The 18,297-nt window shown below is 58.9% G+C and carries 14 protein-coding genes; 6 read left to right on the top strand and 8 right to left on the bottom strand.

All coding sequences use genetic code 11. From position 1 onward, the window contains the following. Nucleotides 1–6 precede the first annotated feature (6 nt). The 5 genes from accD to pdxB form a co-directional block, all read right to left on the bottom strand. Nucleotides 7–927, bottom strand: coding sequence for an acetyl-CoA carboxylase, carboxyltransferase subunit beta (gene accD / locus ACL2XM_RS02560; protein WP_410014186.1), 921 nt, complete (start codon nucleotides 925–927; stop codon nucleotides 7–9). A 232-nt stretch (nucleotides 928–1,159) separates the two neighbouring features. Further along, a complete protein-coding gene (locus tag ACL2XM_RS02555; RefSeq protein WP_410014185.1) occupies nucleotides 1,160–1,813 on the bottom strand; it encodes a DedA family protein in 654 nt (217 codons plus the stop codon). Between the two features lie 40 nt (nucleotides 1,814–1,853). Beyond that, on the bottom strand, nucleotides 1,854–2,675 hold the full coding sequence (gene truA, locus ACL2XM_RS02550; RefSeq protein WP_410014184.1) for a tRNA pseudouridine(38-40) synthase TruA: 822 nt from the start codon (nucleotides 2,673–2,675) through the stop codon (nucleotides 1,854–1,856). Further along, nucleotides 2,675–3,685, bottom strand: coding sequence for an aspartate-semialdehyde dehydrogenase (locus tag ACL2XM_RS02545; RefSeq protein ID WP_410014183.1), 1,011 nt, complete (start codon nucleotides 3,683–3,685; stop codon nucleotides 2,675–2,677). The genes truA and ACL2XM_RS02545 overlap by 1 nt, the downstream gene beginning before the upstream one ends. 108 nt (nucleotides 3,686–3,793) lie before the next feature. Further along, entirely contained in the window at nucleotides 3,794–4,930 is a 1,137-nt protein-coding gene (pdxB, locus tag ACL2XM_RS02540) for a 4-phosphoerythronate dehydrogenase PdxB (protein ID WP_413732253.1), read from the bottom strand. 222 nt (nucleotides 4,931–5,152) lie between these two features. Between pdxB and ACL2XM_RS02535 the strand changes: the two genes are divergently transcribed. Then, nucleotides 5,153–6,055 (top strand): DMT family transporter, encoded by a 903-nt coding sequence (locus ACL2XM_RS02535; protein ID WP_413732252.1) that lies wholly within the window; start codon nucleotides 5,153–5,155, stop codon nucleotides 6,053–6,055. A 130-nt stretch (nucleotides 6,056–6,185) separates the two neighbouring features. Continuing rightward, the gene (gene flk / locus ACL2XM_RS02530) at nucleotides 6,186–7,220 is read left to right on the top strand and encodes a flagella biosynthesis regulator Flk (RefSeq protein WP_410014180.1); all 1,035 of its coding nucleotides are present in this window, start codon (nucleotides 6,186–6,188) and stop codon (nucleotides 7,218–7,220) included. Nucleotides 7,221–7,355: 135 nt separating this feature from the next. Here flk and fabB read toward each other — a convergent pair whose 3' ends face one another. Continuing rightward, a complete protein-coding gene (gene fabB / locus ACL2XM_RS02525; protein ID WP_410014179.1) occupies nucleotides 7,356–8,567 on the bottom strand; it encodes a beta-ketoacyl-ACP synthase I in 1,212 nt (403 codons plus the stop codon). Between the two features lie 155 nt (nucleotides 8,568–8,722). On the opposite strand from fabB, the gene mnmC reads away from it, so the two are divergent. The 4 genes from mnmC (at nucleotide 8,723) to ACL2XM_RS02505 (ending at nucleotide 15,547) form a co-directional block, all read left to right on the top strand. Next, complete coding sequence (gene mnmC, locus ACL2XM_RS02520; protein WP_413732251.1) at nucleotides 8,723–10,741, top strand: bifunctional tRNA (5-methylaminomethyl-2-thiouridine)(34)-methyltransferase MnmD/FAD-dependent 5-carboxymethylaminomethyl-2-thiouridine(34) oxidoreductase MnmC; 2,019 nt, start codon at nucleotides 8,723–8,725, stop codon at nucleotides 10,739–10,741. A 575-nt stretch (nucleotides 10,742–11,316) separates the two neighbouring features. Continuing rightward, a complete protein-coding gene (locus ACL2XM_RS02515) occupies nucleotides 11,317–12,750 on the top strand; it encodes a glycoside-pentoside-hexuronide (GPH):cation symporter (RefSeq protein WP_413728756.1) in 1,434 nt (477 codons plus the stop codon). Between the two features lie 51 nt (nucleotides 12,751–12,801). Then, nucleotides 12,802–14,352, top strand: coding sequence for a glycoside hydrolase 43 family protein (locus tag ACL2XM_RS02510; protein WP_413727934.1), 1,551 nt, complete (start codon nucleotides 12,802–12,804; stop codon nucleotides 14,350–14,352). A gap of 121 nt (nucleotides 14,353–14,473) precedes the next feature. Then, nucleotides 14,474–15,547, top strand: coding sequence for a porin (locus ACL2XM_RS02505; protein WP_413727933.1), 1,074 nt, complete (start codon nucleotides 14,474–14,476; stop codon nucleotides 15,545–15,547). Between the two features lie 69 nt (nucleotides 15,548–15,616). Here the strand turns inward: ACL2XM_RS02505 and ACL2XM_RS02500 are convergent, their stop codons facing one another. Then, nucleotides 15,617–17,689 (bottom strand): TonB-dependent copper receptor, encoded by a 2,073-nt coding sequence (locus ACL2XM_RS02500; RefSeq protein ID WP_413733178.1) that lies wholly within the window; start codon nucleotides 17,687–17,689, stop codon nucleotides 15,617–15,619. Nucleotides 17,690–17,995: 306 nt separating this feature from the next. Then, nucleotides 17,996–18,292, bottom strand: coding sequence for a YfcL family protein (locus tag ACL2XM_RS02495; RefSeq protein WP_410014177.1), 297 nt, complete (start codon nucleotides 18,290–18,292; stop codon nucleotides 17,996–17,998). Nucleotides 18,293–18,297 lie beyond the last annotated feature (5 nt).

The raw sequence follows: 18,297 nt of genomic DNA, 5'->3' as shown, positions 1-18,297 counted from the left end.
CCGTCCTCAGACTTCGTCCGGACGCTCTTCGTGGATCGTCTCAGGCCTCGCCTCATGGGAATGTTCCGCTTCCGGCTGCGGCCTGCCGGTCATTTTGGCCAGCAGTCCCGCCAGTTTAAGGCGCATCTCCGGCCGGCGGATAATCATATCAATGGCGCCTTTCTCCAGCAGGAATTCGCTGCGCTGGAACCCGGCCGGCAGTTTTTCCCGTACCGTTTGTTCAATGACGCGCGGCCCGGCAAAACCTATCAGCGCCTTGGGTTCGGCGATATTCAAATCGCCGAGCATGGCGAGACTTGCGGATACGCCGCCCATGGTCGGATCGGTAAGCACCGAAATATAAGGCAAACGGCGCGCGCGCAGCTTCGCCAGCGCGGCGCTGGTTTTCGCCATCTGCATCAGCGATATCAGCGCTTCCTGCATACGGGCGCCGCCGCTGGCGGAAAAGCAGACCAGCGGGCATTCGTCTTCCAGCGCCTGCTCGACGGCACGGACGAAACGCGCCCCGACCACCGACGACATAGAGCCGCCGATAAAGGCGAATTCAAAAGACGCCGCGACCACCGGCATAGCGTATAGGGTGCCTTTCATTACCACCAGCGCGTCTTTTTCATCGGTGGCCTTTTGCGCCGCCGCCAGGCGATCTTTGTATTTTTTCGAGTCCTTGAACTTCAGGATATCCCGGGGTTCCAGCTCGCTGCCCAACTCCACCTCGCTGCCTTTATCCAAAAAGGCATGCAGGCGGGCGCGGGCGGTCATGCGCATATGATGATCGCATTTGGGGCAGACCTCGAGGTTGCGCTCAAGCTCGGCACGGTAGAGTACCTGCCCGCAGCTATCACACTTGGTCCATACGCCTTCGGGGATATTCGCCCTGCGCGCCGGGGTGATAGTGCTCTTGTTAAGTATTCGTTCAATCCAGCTCATCGATAACCTTTCTGTTTGAACCTGGCAAGCGCCAGTCCGCTATTCATACCTTGGCCGCGGCGCGGCAGGACGTCCGTCGTTGTCTTGCCGCCGCCTTATTCAACGCGCCTGGACGGCGCGATGAAGAGCCTTTGAAAATGTCGCCCATTAAACCATAACCGCCAACGAGTTGGGATAGAAAACTCTGCCCGTCGCTCACAAATCATCCATGGCGCGGACAAATCCCGCGCGTTTATCTGCGGGCGGCGGCGCGCCTGTGGCGCCATACCTCAATCACCCCGGGCAGGATAGACAGCAGAATGATGGCGACAATCAATAATTTCAAGTTTTCCTGCACCACCGGCAGATCGCCGAACAGGTAACCGGCATAGGTAAACAGGACTACCCATATGACGCCGCCGGTAATATTGAACAGGGCGAAATGGCGATAGGACATATGTCCCATGCCGGCGACGAAGGGCGCGAACGTCCTGACAATCGGCACAAACCGGGCCAGGATAATGGTTTTACCACCGTGACGCGCGTAGAACTGGTGGGTCTTGTCCAGGTAGCTGCGGCGGAAAATCCTGGAATGGGGATTACTGAACAGTTTTTCACCGAACAGCCGCCCGATGGTGTAGTTGACCGCATCGCCCAATATCGCGGCGGCGGCCATCAGCAGCGCCATCAGATGCACATCCAGGCTGTTGCTCGGCAAGGCCGCCAGCGCGCCCGCGACAAACAGCAGCGAATCGCCGGGCAGGAAGGGCGTCACCACCAGACCGGTTTCACAAAACAGAATGAGAAACAGGATGGCGTAGACCCAGATGCCGTACTGCGCCACCAATTCCGCCAGATGGACGTCAATATGCAGAATAAAATCAATAATAAATCTTATAAATTCCATGTTCAGAATTCCGGAAGCGCAAATGATATGTTCAGTACCGTCAATCCAGCAGGAATAACGGTCCCATGGGAGGATACGGCAAATCGAACTGGCCAGGGTAGTCCACCGCCACCAGATAAAGCCCTTCCGCCCTGGCAGTAGCGGCGGCCAGGGCGCGATCCCGTGCTTCCAGTAATTCGTTCATCCACTCCAGCGGACGGTTGCCGCAGCCTATTTCCATCAGGCTGCCCACGATATTACGCACCATATGATGCAGGAAAGCGTTGGCCTTGATATCCACCACGATATAAGCGCCGTGGCGCGTGACCTGCAGATGTTTTAGATTGCGCCAGGGCGTGCGCGACTGGCACTGCAGGGCGCGGAACGATGTAAAATCATGTTCGCCCAGCAGACATTGCCCCGCCCGCTCCATGATATCCGCATCCAGCTGATGGTAATAATGCGTCACGCCCCGGGATAAAATTGCCGGGCGATAAGGATGATTATAGATAATATAGCGGTAACGACGCGCCGTGGCGCTAAAACGCGCGTGAAATTCGCCCGCGACGGCGCGGACCCAGCGCACCGCCACGTCCGGCGGCAGGTTGGCGTTAACGCCCAGGGTCCAGGCGGAGTCTTCGCGCCGCGCGCCGGTGTCGAAATGCACCACCTGGCCGGTGGCGTGCACGCCCGCGTCGGTACGCCCGGCGCACTGCACCGCGATCGGCTCGTTGGCGACTTTGGATAAGGCCTGCTCCAGGCAAGACTGGACGCTGACGACTTCCGACTGGCGCTGCCAGCCGTAGAAACGGCTGCCGTCATATTCAATGCCCAGCGCTATCCTGGACGTTGCCGGCTGACCGGCGAACACTTCCCGGGACATTAATAAAAGTACTCCGCCACCAGCAGCTCCGCGGTCAGCAACGCCATCAGCGCGCCGCCGAAGCGGACATTATCCGCCACCGACCAGAATTGCAGCAGATCCGGCATGCCGTAATCGTTGCGCAGGCAGCCGATGCTAAGGTGCGCCTGTCCCGAGGCATCCTCCACCTGGGTGGGATACTCCCCTTCCTCGCTGACATTGATGCTTTCGCCCGCCGTTAACGCGTCGCGCGCTTCCTCAGGGCCCATCGGCCGCTGGGTTTCCAGATGCACCATCTGGGCGTGGCCGTAAAATACCGGGGCCTGGACGCTGCTGACCGCAATCGGCAATCCCTCGTCCTGCAGAACCTTGCGCACTTCATCCACCAGGCGCCGCTCAACCTGGACGCTGCCCAGTTCGTCCGCCACCAGAGGCAACATATTAAACGCCAACTGGCGGCTGAAGAAGCCCGGCTCGGTGGGCAGGCCGTTCAGCAGCCTGGCGCTTTGGCCCGCCAACGCGTCCACCGCCGCCTTGCCCTGGCCGGAAGCGGAGAGCAGGTTGACGACATGCAGCCGGGCGATGCCGGCCAGGTCGGTAAGCGGCCTCACCGCCAGCAGCAGCTGGCTGGTCAGGCTGTCGGCGACCGCCACCAGGTTGCGGTTGCGATAATCCGCCAGCACCGCGTCATTGACGCCGGGCACCACCAGCGGCACGTCCGGCTCCAGTGCGAACAGGCCGCTGGAATCGATAACCACGCAGCCCGCGGCGGCGGCGGGTTCAGCATAAAGCGCGCTGGCGCCGCTGCCCGCCACGAAAAAGGCCAGTTGCGCTTGGGTCCAGTCAAACTGCGCGGCGTCGGCGACCAGGATGCTTTTGCCGTCGTAACGCAGGGTTTCACCGGCGCTGCGCTCGCTGGCCAGTAAAAACAGTTCACCTACCGGGAACTGCCGCTCTTGCAGCAATTCCAGCAGCGCCGTACCGACCGCGCCTGTTGCGCCCAAAAGGGCGATATTCCAGCCGTCAGACATAACAACTCTCCAAAGCAATGCATCATCGGGGCGGGGAGGCAGAGCCTGCCCGCGCAATAAGGTTATACCCGCCATACTTCACGTTAGGGTATAGGTACGGTCGGGTGTCTAGCGGGCGCCGGCCAGCAGGGCGTTAAAACCGAGTTCGCGCAGCGTCGCCGCCGCCGCGGCGTCATCGCTTTCAACACACAGCGACGACCATTCGCGTCGGTCATGGTACTGCCTGCGCAGCCGGTCGAATTCTCCCGGCATGGCCGCCACCCGGCGTAGGGACGCATCATCGCGGCGCACATCATACACCAGATGGACCAACTGGCGGAGCATCGCCTCGTCAAGGCCGCCGTGTAACCGTACCCGCTCTACCGACGGCCGGGGCAACAGCTCGCCGAGCGGCGCTCGCAGCGGCGTGCCGAGAAAAGCGCTGTATGCCTCGAAAACCTGGGTGGTGCCGCGCGCCTTGCCTTCGAGCGTATAGCCGGCAATATGCGGCGTGCCGATATCGACACGAGACAGCAGCGATGGCGACAGCGCCGGCTCCGGTTCCCATACATCAAGCACGGCGCGCATTTTTTTCCCGTGCTCCAGGGCGGCCAGCAGCGCGGCGTTATCCACCACCGCGCCGCGGCAGGCATTGATTAAAATACGGCCGTCGGGCAGCGCCGCCAGCAGTTCCGCATCCACCTGATGCCAGGTGCGATAAGGCCCGGACATGTTCAGGGGGGTATGGAACGTCAGCACGTCCGCCTCGCGCACCAGGGTTGCCAGCGGATGGAAATCCCCGTCATCGCCCCGATCGGCGCGCGGGGGATCGCACAACAGGGTGCGGATGTCCAGCGCCTTAAGGCGGCGATCGAGCCGCCCACCCACGTTGCCTGCGCCGATAATGCCGACGGTTTTATCACGCAGGGAAAAGCCGTCGCGCTCCGCCAGCATCAGCAGGGAGGAAAAAACATACTCCACCACCGCGACGGCATTACAACCCGGCGCGGCGGAAAAAGCGATGCCGGCCTGCTCCAGCCAGGCTTCATCCACATGATCGGTGCCCGCGGTCGCCGTGCCGACGAATTTCACGCCGCTGCCGGCCAGGAGCCCGGCGTTAACCTGAGTGACCGAGCGCACCATCAGCGCATCGGCGCCCGCAAGCGCTGCGGCCGACAGCTGGCGTCCGGCAACCGGCACGACCTCGCCCAGCCGGCTGAACAATTCGTGGGCATAGGGCATGTTTTCATCGACCAGTATTTTCACATCCGACTCCGGAAGCCAGCGGCCTGCGTGTTAAAAAGGGGGAATATTTTGCCACCGAACGGGGAAAAATCCCAATGCTATCGCGCACGGGATTGGCACAACATATTAATACCGTATTATTATTGCCCGCTTATGTTTAGGATGCCCTAAGAAAAACCCTTTTATCCGCCAGGCTACTCTGAGAACCGTATCATGGCGGATTGACGTTAAAAGGACCGTCGCATGACTATTTTTTATCCCCTGCTGGCCGTGCTGATCTGGTCGGTCAACGCCATCGTCAGCAAAATGTCCGCCAGCGCCATCGACCCGGCGGCGATTTCCTTTTACCGTTGGCTGGTGGCCCTGGTGATACTGACGCCCTTTGTCCTGCCCGGCGTGCTGCGCAACCGCCGCGTCGTGCGCGCCCAGGGCTGGCGCCTGCTGGTGCTTGGCCTGCTGGGCATGGTGTTGTACCAAAGCCTGGCTTATTATGCCGCGCACAGCGTGAGCGCACTGTTTATGGGGATACTGAATTCGCTGATTCCGCTGCTGACGGTGCTATTGAGTATCCTGCTGCTGCGCGCCGTGCCGACGCTGGGCGTCTTGCTGGGCACCCTGCTCTCGTTCGGCGGCCTGGTCTGGCTGGTCAGCTCGGGGCATCCGCGGGTGCTGCTGAGCCACGGCATGGGCGGCGGCGAGCTGATGATGATAGGCGCATCCGCGTCCTATGCCCTGTACGGGGTACTGACCCGGCGCTGGACGATACCGCTGCCCAATTGGCAATCGCTTTATATCCAGGTGGCGTTCGGCGTGCTGCTCCTGCTGCCGGGGTTCCTGCTGGCGCCGGACGTTGGCCTGACCGCGCGCAATATTCCGCTGGTGATCTTTGCCGGTATCGCCGCGTCCCTGATCGCGCCTTACCTGTGGATCCAGGGGGTAATGCGGCTGGGTGCCAATACCGCGTCGATATTTATGAACCTGGCGCCGCTGTTTACCGCCGCCATCGCGGTACTTTTTTTACATGAGCGACTGCACAGCTATCACGTCGTCGGCGGTGGGATTACACTGTTGGGAGTTATATTGGCACAACGGCTGCGCATTCCCCTGATACGCAGGCCAGGTAAAGAGCAGAAAATGCCTTCCTGACGCGTGCCGCTACCGCAAGCCACGGCGGCTTGTTATCATTCGCCGCATTGTTGATCTGAGCGCACGATGCCATAACGCAGTTGCTATGGCCGGGCTGGACGACAGCGCCCTATGCTAAAGGATGAGTCATATGCAACCTGTAAGTGGCCCCGGTACACCTTTACAGGGCGATCCGCCCCATGGCGCCGCGGGCAGCGCACCTTTAGGGCCGGAGAGTGAAAAGCCGCTGACCACGGCGCAACGCACCGCCCTGGAGCGTCTGATTATCAAGATCATGGCGTTAAGCAACAGCAAGGCCCCGGAGATCTGGGCCGCATTGCGCCATCAATTGAATATCGCCAACGACGGCGAGCTGACGGCGGGCCATTTCCAGCCCGCCGAACAGCTGCTGCAAACCAGGCTGGGCCAGGCACAGCAAACCCACGCCGGGCGCCAGCTTATGCAACAGCTCACCGAACTGCTGCCCCAGGGTAACAACCGCCAGGCGGTCAGTGATTTTATTCGCCGGGAATATGGTCATACCGTGCTAAGCCAGCTTGGCCCCGAGCAGTTGCTGCAGGTGGTGGCGTTACTGCAAAACGGCCAGCTGAATATCCCGCAGCCACAGCAGTCCGCCATTACCGATCGCACGCTGTTGCCGGCCGAACATCATGCCCTGAACCAGCAGATTACCCGCCTGGCGGCGGTCACCGGCGAATCCCCGGCGGAAATCTGGCAAAGCGTGATGACCATGATGGGCCTGAAAGCGGGCGATCCTATCCCGGCGCGCCATTTCCAGCTGCTGATGCAATTTCTGCAGGGACATATGACGCTGTCGCAGCAGGCCTCCCCTACCCTGGCATCGGTGCAGGCCACCCTGAAACAGCCGACCAATAGCGATGAACAGCAGGCGATAGAAGCGTACTGCCAACAGCATTTCAACGCGCTGCCCCAGAGCGTGCTGACGCCGGCGCAGGTGGGCGCGGTAATGCAGTTCCTGTTTATCTATCGCCTTACCCGCACGCAAAGCCAGCATCAAACCCCCGACCCCCGTCTGCTGCAGCCGGCCATGAGCCCGCTTATCGCCACCGAACCGATGACGCCGGCGGCAAAAACCATCCGCTCGCGCTGGATCATGGCGATTGCCGTGGCCGGGGTTCTGTTGCTGATCTGGATCCTGATCTGAGCTGATTGGCCGACAAAAAAAACCATCCTGCATGCGGACACGCCGGCAGGATGGTTTTTTTATTACGGCCAGGGAGAGAATATTCCCGCATGCCTGATAGGCGTTGCCTGACGCACGCCCAAAGGCATCACCCCGTTAGAGATACTTGCGCATGACCAGGGTGGCGTTGGTGCCGCCGAACCCGAAACTGTTGGTCATTACCGTGGTCAGCCGCCGCTCGGTGGGTACGGTGATGACATTCATGCCTTCGGCCTGCGGATCGAGCTCATCGATATTAATGCTCGGCGCGATGAAGTTATGCTCCAGCATCAGCAGGGTATAGATGGTTTCATGCACCCCCGCCGCGCCCAGGGAGTGGCCGGTCATGGCTTTGGTGGAGGAAAACGCCGGCTGCTGGCTGCCGAAGGTTTCACGGATGGCCCACAGTTCCTTGACATCGCCCACCGGCGTGGAGGTGCCGTGTACGTTGAGGTAATCGATCGGGGTATCGACGTCTTTCAGCGCCATCTGCATGCAGCGGATAGCCCCTTCCCCGGAAGGCGCCACCATGTCGGCGCCGTCGGAGTTGGCGCCGTACCCGATAATTTCGCCATAGATATGCGCGCCGCGCGCCAGCGCGTGTTCCAATTCTTCCACCACGACGATACCGCCGCCGCCGGCGATGACGAAACCGTCGCGGTTGACGTCATAGGTACGGGACGCCCTGGCCGGGGTCTCGTTGTAGCGGGTAGACAGCGCGCCCATGGCGTCGAATTCGCAGGCCATTTCCCAGCACAATTCCTCGCCGCCGCCGGCAAACACCACGTCCTGCTTGCCCAGTTGGATCATTTCCACCGCGTTGCCGATACAGTGCGCGGAGGTGGAGCAGGCGGAGCTGATGGAATAGTTGACGCCACGGATTTTAAACGGCGTCGCCAGGCAGGCGGACACGCCGGAAGCCATGGCCTTGGTGACCATATAGGGGCCGACGCCGCGCAGGCCGCGCGCACGCATGCCGTCGGAACCGGCAACCTGGTTGCGCGGCGAGCCGCCGCCGGAACCGACGATGAGGCCGGTGCGATCGTTGGAAACCTGCTCGGGGCTTAGCCCGGAATCCTGGATAGCCTGCTCCATGGAAAGGTAGGCATAAATGGAGGCATCACTCATGAAGCGCGCAATTTTACGATCGATCAGCCCGTTAGTATCAAGTTTAATATCCCCCCACACATGGCTGCGCATACCGGAATCTTTCAATTCCTGGGAAAAAGTGATTCCGGAGCGGCCTTGTTGCAGAGATGCCAGGACTTCTTTCTGGTCATTACCAATACTCGATAAGATCCCCAGGCCGGTAATCACTGCACGTTTCATTTAATACCTCTTGTATTTATATATAAGATTCTGTGACGCACTTTAGCGTACAGTTGTACGCTGAACAAGTCCGATCAGACGAAGTTTGCAAAATTTGCGCCGCAAAGCACACCTCGTTAAAATCTCAACATTTCTTGACAAAAGAGCCTTACGCCGTGAATCGCGCGCCTATCTGCAACGCCATCCTTAATTGGAATGAAGACGGTACACCTGTATCCCGACAGTTTGATGACATCTACTTTTCCAGCCAGGATGGACTGGAAGAAACCCGCTATGTTTTTTTAGCCGGCAACGGACTGCCGGAGCGGTTTGCACAACATACGCGGGCATCGTTGGTGGTGGCGGAAACCGGCTTCGGCACCGGACTTAACTTTCTGGCGCTGTGGCAGGCCTTTGACCAGTTCAGACGGCGGCGGCCCGACGCGCCGCTGCGACGCCTGCACTTTATCAGCTTCGAGCAGTTCCCCCTGAAAATCGAGGATATGGCGCAGGCCCACGCGCGCTGGCCGGAGCTGGCCGGCTATGCCGCCGGGCTGCGCAGCCTTTGGCCGTTGCCGACGCCCGGTTGCCACCGGCTGATCCTGGCGGACGGCGCCGTCACGCTGGATTTATGGTACGGCGAGATCAACGCGTTGCTGCCGCTTCTGGACGACAGCCTGTCCGGCCGGGTGGATGCGTGGTTCCTGGACGGCTTCGCCCCGGCGAAAAACGCCGGCATGTGGAGCGAAGCCTTGTTTCACGCCATGGCGCGATTCGCCGCGCCGCAGGGGACCTTCGCCACCTTTACCGCCGCGGGATTTGTGCGGCGCGGCCTGCGCCAGGCGGGATTTACCGTCCTTAAGCCGCCGGGTTTCGGCCGCAAGCGGGAAATGCTGGCCGGCAGCCTGGCCGCGCCGCTGGCGACAGCGCCGCGCGCGCCCTGGTACGTCCGGCGCCCCGCGCGCGACCCGCTTGAGGTGGCGATTATCGGCGGGGGAATTGCCGGCGCCCTGGCGGCGGAGGCCCTGCAGCGCCGCGGGTCGCGGGTGACTCTTTATTGCGCCGATAGCGGCCCGGCCCAGGGGGCGTCAGGCAATCGCCAGGGCGCCTTATATCCACTGCTGAATAATGAGGATGACGAGCTGGCGCAGTTTTTTGCCATCGCTTTTCCTTTCGCGCACCACTATTACCAGGAGTGCGCACGCCAGGGGGTCATCTTTGAGCACCAGTGGTGCGGCGTCACGCAACTGGCCTATGACGACCGATCCCGGCGCAAGCTGCGGCAAATCCTGGCCACGGACTGGCCCGCGCAGCTCATCAGCGCGGTGGCCTGCGAAGACATGCCCGCGCTGACCGGGCTTGCCACCGGCAGCGGCGGGGTCACCTATCCGCTGGGAGGCTGGCTCAACCCCGCCCAATTCACCGCCGGCATCATCGCGCGCGCGCAGTCCCGCGGCATGGCGGTGCACTACGGCCATGAGGTGCGGGGATTAAACGCCGGCGCGGACGATTGGTTGCTGGATTTCGGCGCGGGGCGCCAGGCCCGCCATGCCACGGTGGTGCTGGCCGCCGGGCACCGCATGCTGCAATGGCCGATTACCGCCCCGCTGCCGTTGACCAGCGTGCGCGGGCAGGTCAGCTATGTTCCCGACCAGCCGGCACTGCGGACCTTGAAGCAGGTGCTGTGTTATGACGGTTACCTGACGCCCGCAAGCCCCGGCTTTCGCACCCACTGCCTGGGCGCCAGCGCCCGGCGCGACGACGAGGACATGACTTACCGCCCCGATGAGCAGCGGGCCAACCGCGACCGGTTAATCGCCTGCCTGCCCGGGCAATCCTGGGCACAGTGCGTTGATGTCAGCGCCGGCGAGGCACGCGCCAGCATACGCAGCAGCGCCAGGGATCATCTGCCCATGCTGGGCGGCGTGCCGGATTTTGCCGCCACCCAACGCGCGTATGGCGATCTGCCCGGACGCCTGCTGGCCGGCGAGGCGGTGGCGGACGCGCCGGTGTATGCCAATCTGTTTATGCTGGGCGGCCTGGGGTCGCGCGGTTTATGCACCGCCCCCTTGGCGGCAGAGATCCTGGCCGGCCAGATATTCGGCGAGCCACTGCCGCTAAACCTGGCACAGTCGGCGGCATTAAGTCCCAATCGTTTTTGGCTGCGTAAAGTGTTAAAGGGGCGTGAAATATAAATCCACTTCGGTAAAAGAAGATATTATATTCACCCGGTTAAATGAATACTGATATTTCTCTGGGTGAATGATATTTACCAAAATAGAAATTATCCTGCGGATGAATCCATGATTAAAACCCCACCCAAAACTCATACCCATTCTGCCGGGGACCGGTTTTACGCCGGGCGCAGGCGGTTAAAATGGCGACTGTTGTTATACCTATTACACCTCTGAGAAATGAATGCTTTTACAATTGGTATGATATCTTGTGCGTAATCCTCCTTTATAGTGTGATCAATATCACATTTAAGCGTCCATAGAATGTTGATTCTACCCGTGGGATGATTTTTCTCCAAAAGTTAAAGGACCAATAACTATAACCGCAAGAATAATCATAACGTATTGATTTTTAATATTTTATTTTATTAATTTTCATAAAATCGCACCTACCTGGATGCATGCGATTTGTGATAATAATCTCATTTAACAAAAATCATAATGCTCATACATAAATTTACAATAGTTGCAGTTGTTAATAATCCATAAAATGGCGGCGCTAAAAAGATGATTTTTCATTTAACTGGAGATGAATGATGATAAGAATAAAAAAACTCACGGTTTGGCAAAAAATGGGTTTTGGCATGGGAGATGCCGCATGTGGCATCGTTTATTCGTCGGTAACCATGTTTCTGACTTATTTTTACACGGATATATATGGTATATCAGCGGCCGCGGTCGGCATTATGTTCCTGGTAACCCGTATTTTAGATGCAGTATCGGATCCGCTGACAGGCTTATTAGCGGATCGGGTACGCACCCGATGGGGACATTTCCGGCCCTGGCTGGTATGGTTTGCCGTTCCATATGCCGTTATTGCGGTGCTCACTTTTACCACGCCCGAACTCACCGGCACCGGCAAACTAGTCTATGCCTATATTACCTATACGCTGTTAATGCTGTTCTATACCTTTATCAATATTCCTTATTGCTCTCTCGGCGGGGTCATCACTTCGGATGAAAAAGATCGCCTTTCCGCCCAATCCTATCGTTTTACCATTTCATCGGCGGCGGGTTTGGTGGTTTCCATCGGCACATTATGGCTGGTGGACTGGTTCGGCAAAGGAAATAAACAACTGGGCTATCAATGTACGATGGCGGTCATGGGTGTCCTCGCGGTCATTATGCTGTTTATCTGTTTTTTTACTACCCAGGAACAAATCAACCCGCAGGCACGCGGCAATGAAACCGTATTAAGCGATCTAAAAAATCTGCTATCCAACGATCAGTGGCGCATCGTGGCCATCATCACGTTCTTTTCCAGCATGGCCGGCGTCATGCGCAGCGCCGCCACGCTCTATTACGCCACTTACCTAATGCTTGATCCGCAGCATTCCGACCTGACAGGCACGGCGATGAAAACGGCGTTTATTACCACCAGCGTCGTAGGCACCATTCTCGGCGCAATGGCAGCCGGCTTTTTCGCTAAACGCTTTAATGCGGTCAGCATGTTTAAAAACATTAATTTACTGTTGGTTCTCACCGGCGTGATTATGTTCTTTATGCCGCCGAAATGGCTAAGCGTCGTGTTCCCGCTTTATTTCCTGATTGGCTTTTTCCATCAAATGTATCAGCCCTTTAAATGGAATATGATGGCCAATGCCGCGGATTACGGTGAATGGAAAACCGGCCGGCGCATAACCGCCCTTTCTTTCTCCGGCAATTTGTTCGCGCTGAAACTGGGCATGGCGGTGGCGGGCGCGCTGGTGGGATTTTCCCTGGGTTGGTTTGGCTACCAGGCCGGATCGACGACACAAAGCGCTCTGGCCACCACCGGCATCATCGGTTTGCTGACCGTCGGCCCCAGCCTGTCTTACCTGGTCTTATATTGGCTGACCCGTTTCTATAAGCTCGATGATAAAACCATGGCAAATATCCAGGCGGACCTGGCGCAGCGCCAGCTGATACCGCAGGCCGCGGCCGGCGATATCATTATTACCGGTGACGAGCCGCTGGCGAATCGCCTTTAATGGGCGGTACTGCGTCGCGGCGACATTTATCTTCGTCAAAGGACATTAATCATGCATGACAATGAGCTTTCCCCGTGGCGCCCCGATCGGGGTGACGGAACTTATCAGAATCCAGTGCTACATGCCGATTATTCGGACCCGGACATTGTACGCGTCGGAGATGATTTTTATCTGGTGGCCTCCAGTTTTAATCATATGCCCGGGCTGCCGATCCTGCACTCCACCGACCTGGTCAACTGGCAAATCGTTAACCATGTATTACCGTGCCTGGCATTGCCGGGGTATGACGCCTTTCAGCCGGGGAAAGGAGTTTGGGCGCCCAGCATCCGCTATCACGCCGGCCTGTTTTGGGTGTTTTTCAGCACACCTGACGAGGGCATTTTTATGTGCCGAACAACCGACCCGCTGGGAGAATGGTCAGCGCCGCACTGTCTGAAACAGGCTAAAGGCTGGATCGATCCCTGCCCCTTCTGGGACGACGACGGCCGGGCATGGTTGGTTCATGCCTTTGCTTATAGCCGTAGCGGCATAAAACATCGGCTGCAGCTGTGCGCCATGTCGCCGGATGGCCAGACCCTGCTGGACGAAGGACAAGCGCTTTATGACGGCAGCGCCGACTTGCCGACCCTTGAAGGGCCTAAACTGTACAAGCGCCACGGCTGGTATTATATCTTCGCCCCGGCCGGCGGCGTGGCCACCGGCTGGCAGGCGGTGCTGCGCGCGCGCAGCATCCAGGGTCCTTATGAAGCAAGAAAAATCTTGAGCCAGGGCAATACCGCAGTCAACGGTCCGCATCAGGGCGGCTGGGTGGAGCTTGATAATGGCGAAAGCTGGTTTATGCATTTTCAGGACGCCGGGACCTATGGCCGCCTGGTTCATCTGCAACCCCTGCGCTGGGTGGATGACTGGCCGGTGATCGCCTGCGGCGAACCCGTGGAACGTTGGGTAAAACCTGCAACCGCTCTTTCCCGCGCGCCCTGTGAACCGCGCACGTCGGATGATTTCTTATCGGCCCGTCCGGGCTTGCAATGGCAGTGGCAGGCCAATCCCCAGCCCTACTGGGCGAGCCTGGATAACCGGGGCCTCCACTTAGCCTGCGAACACCTGCCGCTGCGCGACGGCCAGCCTTCGCTCTATGATGCTGCCAATCTCTTGCTGCAGAAATTCCCCGCCCGGGAATTTACCCTTACCACCCGCATGACGGCGGACCTACGCCATGACGGCGAGCAGGCCGGCATTATTATCTATGGCGAACGTTACGCCGCCCTCAGTGTGCAGCGGTCCCAAGGCCGGTATTGCCTGACCTGGGATACAGGCTGGCGGGGCGATGGCGGCGAGGTCAATATCTCCAAGCGCGACCTGGTACCCTGGCCGGACGCCACGCCGCTCTATTTGCGCATTACCGTCAGGCGGGATGCCATCTGTACGTTTTCCTACGGCGCTGATGGCCAGGCTTTTACCTTGCTGCCCACCGCATTTGCCGCCGGTCCGGGGAAATGGGTAGGAGCAAAAGCCGGTTTGTTTGCCGTGGCGCGCAATAAAGGAGACGGCCAGGCCGGCACGGCCAATTTTTCATTCTTTACCGTTAGCGCGGCGGTTTAACGCGCCACCTTAAGTTCAAGCAGCATGATGCGAAGGGGGAGAACGTTAATTTCTCCCTCTCAGGGGAACTATTGTTTTAAAACGCAGCAACTCCAATAATCATTATATGAGAAAATAAACAATGAATAAAACAATGGCAGCAACTGTGATTATTCTCGCCGCGCCTTATCTGTCGGCAGCGGAAATTTATAATAAGGATGCTAACAAGCTCGATTTTTACGGCAGTGTGCAAGCGCGGCATTATTTTAGTAATTACACTGGCAGCGATGGTGATAACAGTTATATCCGCTTCGGATTCAAAGGGCAGACCCAGATTAATGACCAGCTTACTGGTTATGGTCAATGGGAATATAATGTTCAGACCAATCACACCGAGGGCGGCAGTGACGCCTTATCGGGCAATAAAACCCGCCTGGGCTTTGCTGGCCTGAAATGGAGCAATTTTGGCTCTCTGGATTATGGACGGAATTGGGGGGTGCTGTATGACGTCGCTTCCATCACAGATATTGCGGCGATATTTGACGATTTGACCTACAGTTATTCAGACAGTTTTATGAGCGGTCGTTCAACCGGCCTCTTGACCTATCGTAATAACAATTTTTTCGGTCTGGCCGATGGATTGAAATTTGCGGTGCAATACCAAGGTGCCAATGATGAAAACTCTAACGACGCACGCATGGCGACCAAGGCGAATGGTGATGGTTACGGTTTTTCTTCCTCTTATACTTTTGACTGGGGCGGTGCCATACTGGGCGCGTATTCAGTGTCCAATCGCACCAAGGCGCAGCAACAACTTGCCTATGGCCGGGGCGACAAAGCGGAAAATTGGGCTACGGGCCTAAAATATAATGCCCACAGCCTGTACCTGGCCACGCTTTATTCCGAAACGCACAATATGGCGCCCATAGGTTCTATCGGCATGGCCAATAAGGCACAGAATATGGAGGCGGTGGCACAATATCTGTTCGATTTCGGCCTACAGCCGGAAATAGGTTATTTTCAATCGAAAGGCAAACAGATCGAGGGTTATGGAGATGTTGACCTGATCAAATACGCCGATCTGGGCCTGACCTATTTCTTCAATAAAAACATGTCGGTCTATGCAGACTATAAAATCAACTTGTTAAAAGATGATAATCCAATGTCCATCGCGGCCGATGATGTCTTCGGCCTGGGGCTCAGCTACCGGTTTTAACCGTTTTCATGTTTTATGCCGCCGGTCGTGCCCAAAGCACGGCCGGTTTTTTGCCCCGCCCTCCGGCGGCTAGAACACCATATTCACCCTGCCCCACAGGGTCCTGCCCGGCTCGGTAATCGGCCTATCGGCCGCGTAGCCGAAGCCGCTGTTGCCCGCCAGGTTGAGGTGCTCGCTGTAACGCTTGTCGAGGATATTGTCGACGCCGCTGCTGAGCTTGATGCCTTTGGTTAACCTGTAGGCCACATTGGCCGACAGGACGCCGAAGCCGGGGCTGGCGGCAAAATCCTTACCCGCCGCATTGCCCTGGTTGGCGGCGATGCGGCGCTGGGCGCTGACCACGCGCCATAGCGCGGTGCTGCTAAAGCGTTGCCGTTCATAGGTCAGGCCGGCACGGGCGTCCAGCGGCGGCATCTGCGGCAACGGACGCCCGTCGCGGGTATTTTTGCCCCACGACCAGGCAAGGCTGGCGTCGGTTTTCCAGTGTTCGGCCAGCCGATACCCCATGCCCAGCTCCGCGCCCATGATATGGGCGCTGATATTGACCGCCTGGCTGCCGTAGGCATTGTTCGGGTCGTATTTGACTAAAATAAAATCATCCACCCGTCCGGCATAACCGGACAGCCACCCGTTGAAACCGCCATTCACATAGTGCCAGCCGGCATCGAACTGGGTGGTTTTTTCACTTTTCAGCGCGGCAAAGGGATCGGATCCCGGCCGCGGTCCGGCTTTGGGTTTGAATAATTCCCAATAATCCGGAAAACGTTCGGTATAACCTATGCCCGCATACCACAGCAGCGGCGCGCTCAGCTGCTGCTCGTAACGGATAAAGCCCGCGGGCAGGATTGCGGCGCGCGACCGCGACCCAGTATCATCGTATTTGTCCGCCAGGCTGCGATCGAGGCGCGCGCCGCCGATAATACGGTTATGCCCGGAGGCATGCCAGGTCAGCTCGCTGAACACGCCGTAATCCTGAAAACGCGCATCCCGGTCCCAGCCGGTGCTTTTTTTGACGCGATGCGTGTTGGTTTGCATGTCCGCGCCGGACTGCAGCTGGAAATCGGTCCACAGCCAGGTGCCGGCGGCGCGCCCCCCCAGGGTGCGACGATCCGGGTTACTGCGCCGGGCGGCGTTTGAAGGCCCCTGGCGTGCGCGCATCGTGCAGCAGCGGGCGGCGGCCGGCTGCTGCACGGGAGAGCGCAGGCTGGTGTTGTCCATGACATGATTGGCATAGCTGTAGTAGAGCTGGGCCTCGACCCGGTCCAGCACATCACCGATACCGGTTTTCTCAAAGCGCGCGCCCAGGCTTTCGCGTTTGATTTGCGCGCCGTCCATGCCCCGGCCCGCATAACTGGCCTCGCCGTTGCCCCGGCCCAGGGTCAGCTCCATCCGGGTGGCGTCATCCGGCGTCCAGCCCAGCGCCAGGTCGCCGTTCCATTTATCCCAGCGCGAGGGCACGCGCCGTCCCGCGCCGTCGCGATAGTCGCCGGCGCGGGACTGGTTGGCGGACAGTTGCATATAGCCCAGCGCATTGCCCACGGCGGCCTGGACAGTTTCATCCCGGCGCCCGTTGGATCCCGCCAGCAGGCCAAGCTGGGTTTTTACGCCGGCCTTATCGAAATGCGGAAAGACGCGTTCGAAACGCAGGGTGCCCGCCGAGGAGCCCGGCCCCCACAGAACGGTTTGCGGGCCTTTGACCAGGGTCAGGACATCATAGCTTTCCGGGGAGATATAGGCGGTCGGCGCATCCATGCGGCTTGGGCAGGTACCGAGGATTTCCGCGCCGTCGGCGAGTATTTTCAGCCTGGATCCGAACATGCCGCGAAAAACCGGATCGCCGTTGGTGCCGCCGTTGCGGATCTGGGCGAAGCCGGGAATGGTTTTAAGGTAACCGGCGCCATCGCTGGCCGGCAACGGCTGGCGCGGCGTCTTAGGGGACGTGACGACGGTCAGCGGGGAATGCAATGGCGCGGTTACCGTTATCACATCGCTGTCGGCGATGACCGGCGGCGCGGCGGCGGACGGCGCGGGCACAGGATGGGCGACGGCGTGGTGGGCCGCCACCAGGGTAAATAACGGTATCAGGCCGGTCAGACGGCGCGGCGGACAGGTGTCTTTAGGGTGTATGGGGTAGCCAGACATCATCGTTCCTTGTGATTGAGTTTCTGCTTCCTGATAAGACGGAGGTAAGGGTGCTACCGGCGCGGACGGCCAGGCCTGTCAATGTCCGGCGGAAGGGGATGGCGCGTTGGCGTGATTCAGGGGGGAACGGGTATGTGCCGGCGGTACGCGCGGCAGGGATACACGGGCGTTCACGCGGCGAGCCGCAGGAAATAACGCCGCAAATGCTACTGTAACAAGGTCTGTAAATTGGCGCCATCAGCCTGAAAAACGTCCATCACGTTAATGCCGGATTGTACGTGATAGGCCAGGATGGCGTGTGATAACTTAAATTTCGTTTATCGTTGGTACGGCTTTGGCCTGTTCATACAGCCGGTGCCACATGCCCAGCACCAACACCTGATCCGGCGGCGACAGTTCACCATTGCCGATAGCCTTGGCCAGGCAGGCCTGTACCCGATCGTGCAGCGCTTCAAGGGTATGCTCGTTATTTTCCTCCGCTTCGGCGACCGCCAGCGTCAGGTGGCCGCGCAAATAGCCGCCGGCAAATAATTCATCGTCGGTGGCATGCTCCACCATATCGTCAATTAACGCCAGGATACGCGTTTCAAAAGTTACGATCATCGAAT

The organism is Sodalis sp. RH20 (assembly GCF_047324205.1).
In the GTDB taxonomy this organism is placed as follows: Bacteria; Pseudomonadota; Gammaproteobacteria; order Enterobacterales; family Enterobacteriaceae; genus Acerihabitans.
This window is presented reverse-complemented; position numbering and strand designations above follow the sequence as displayed.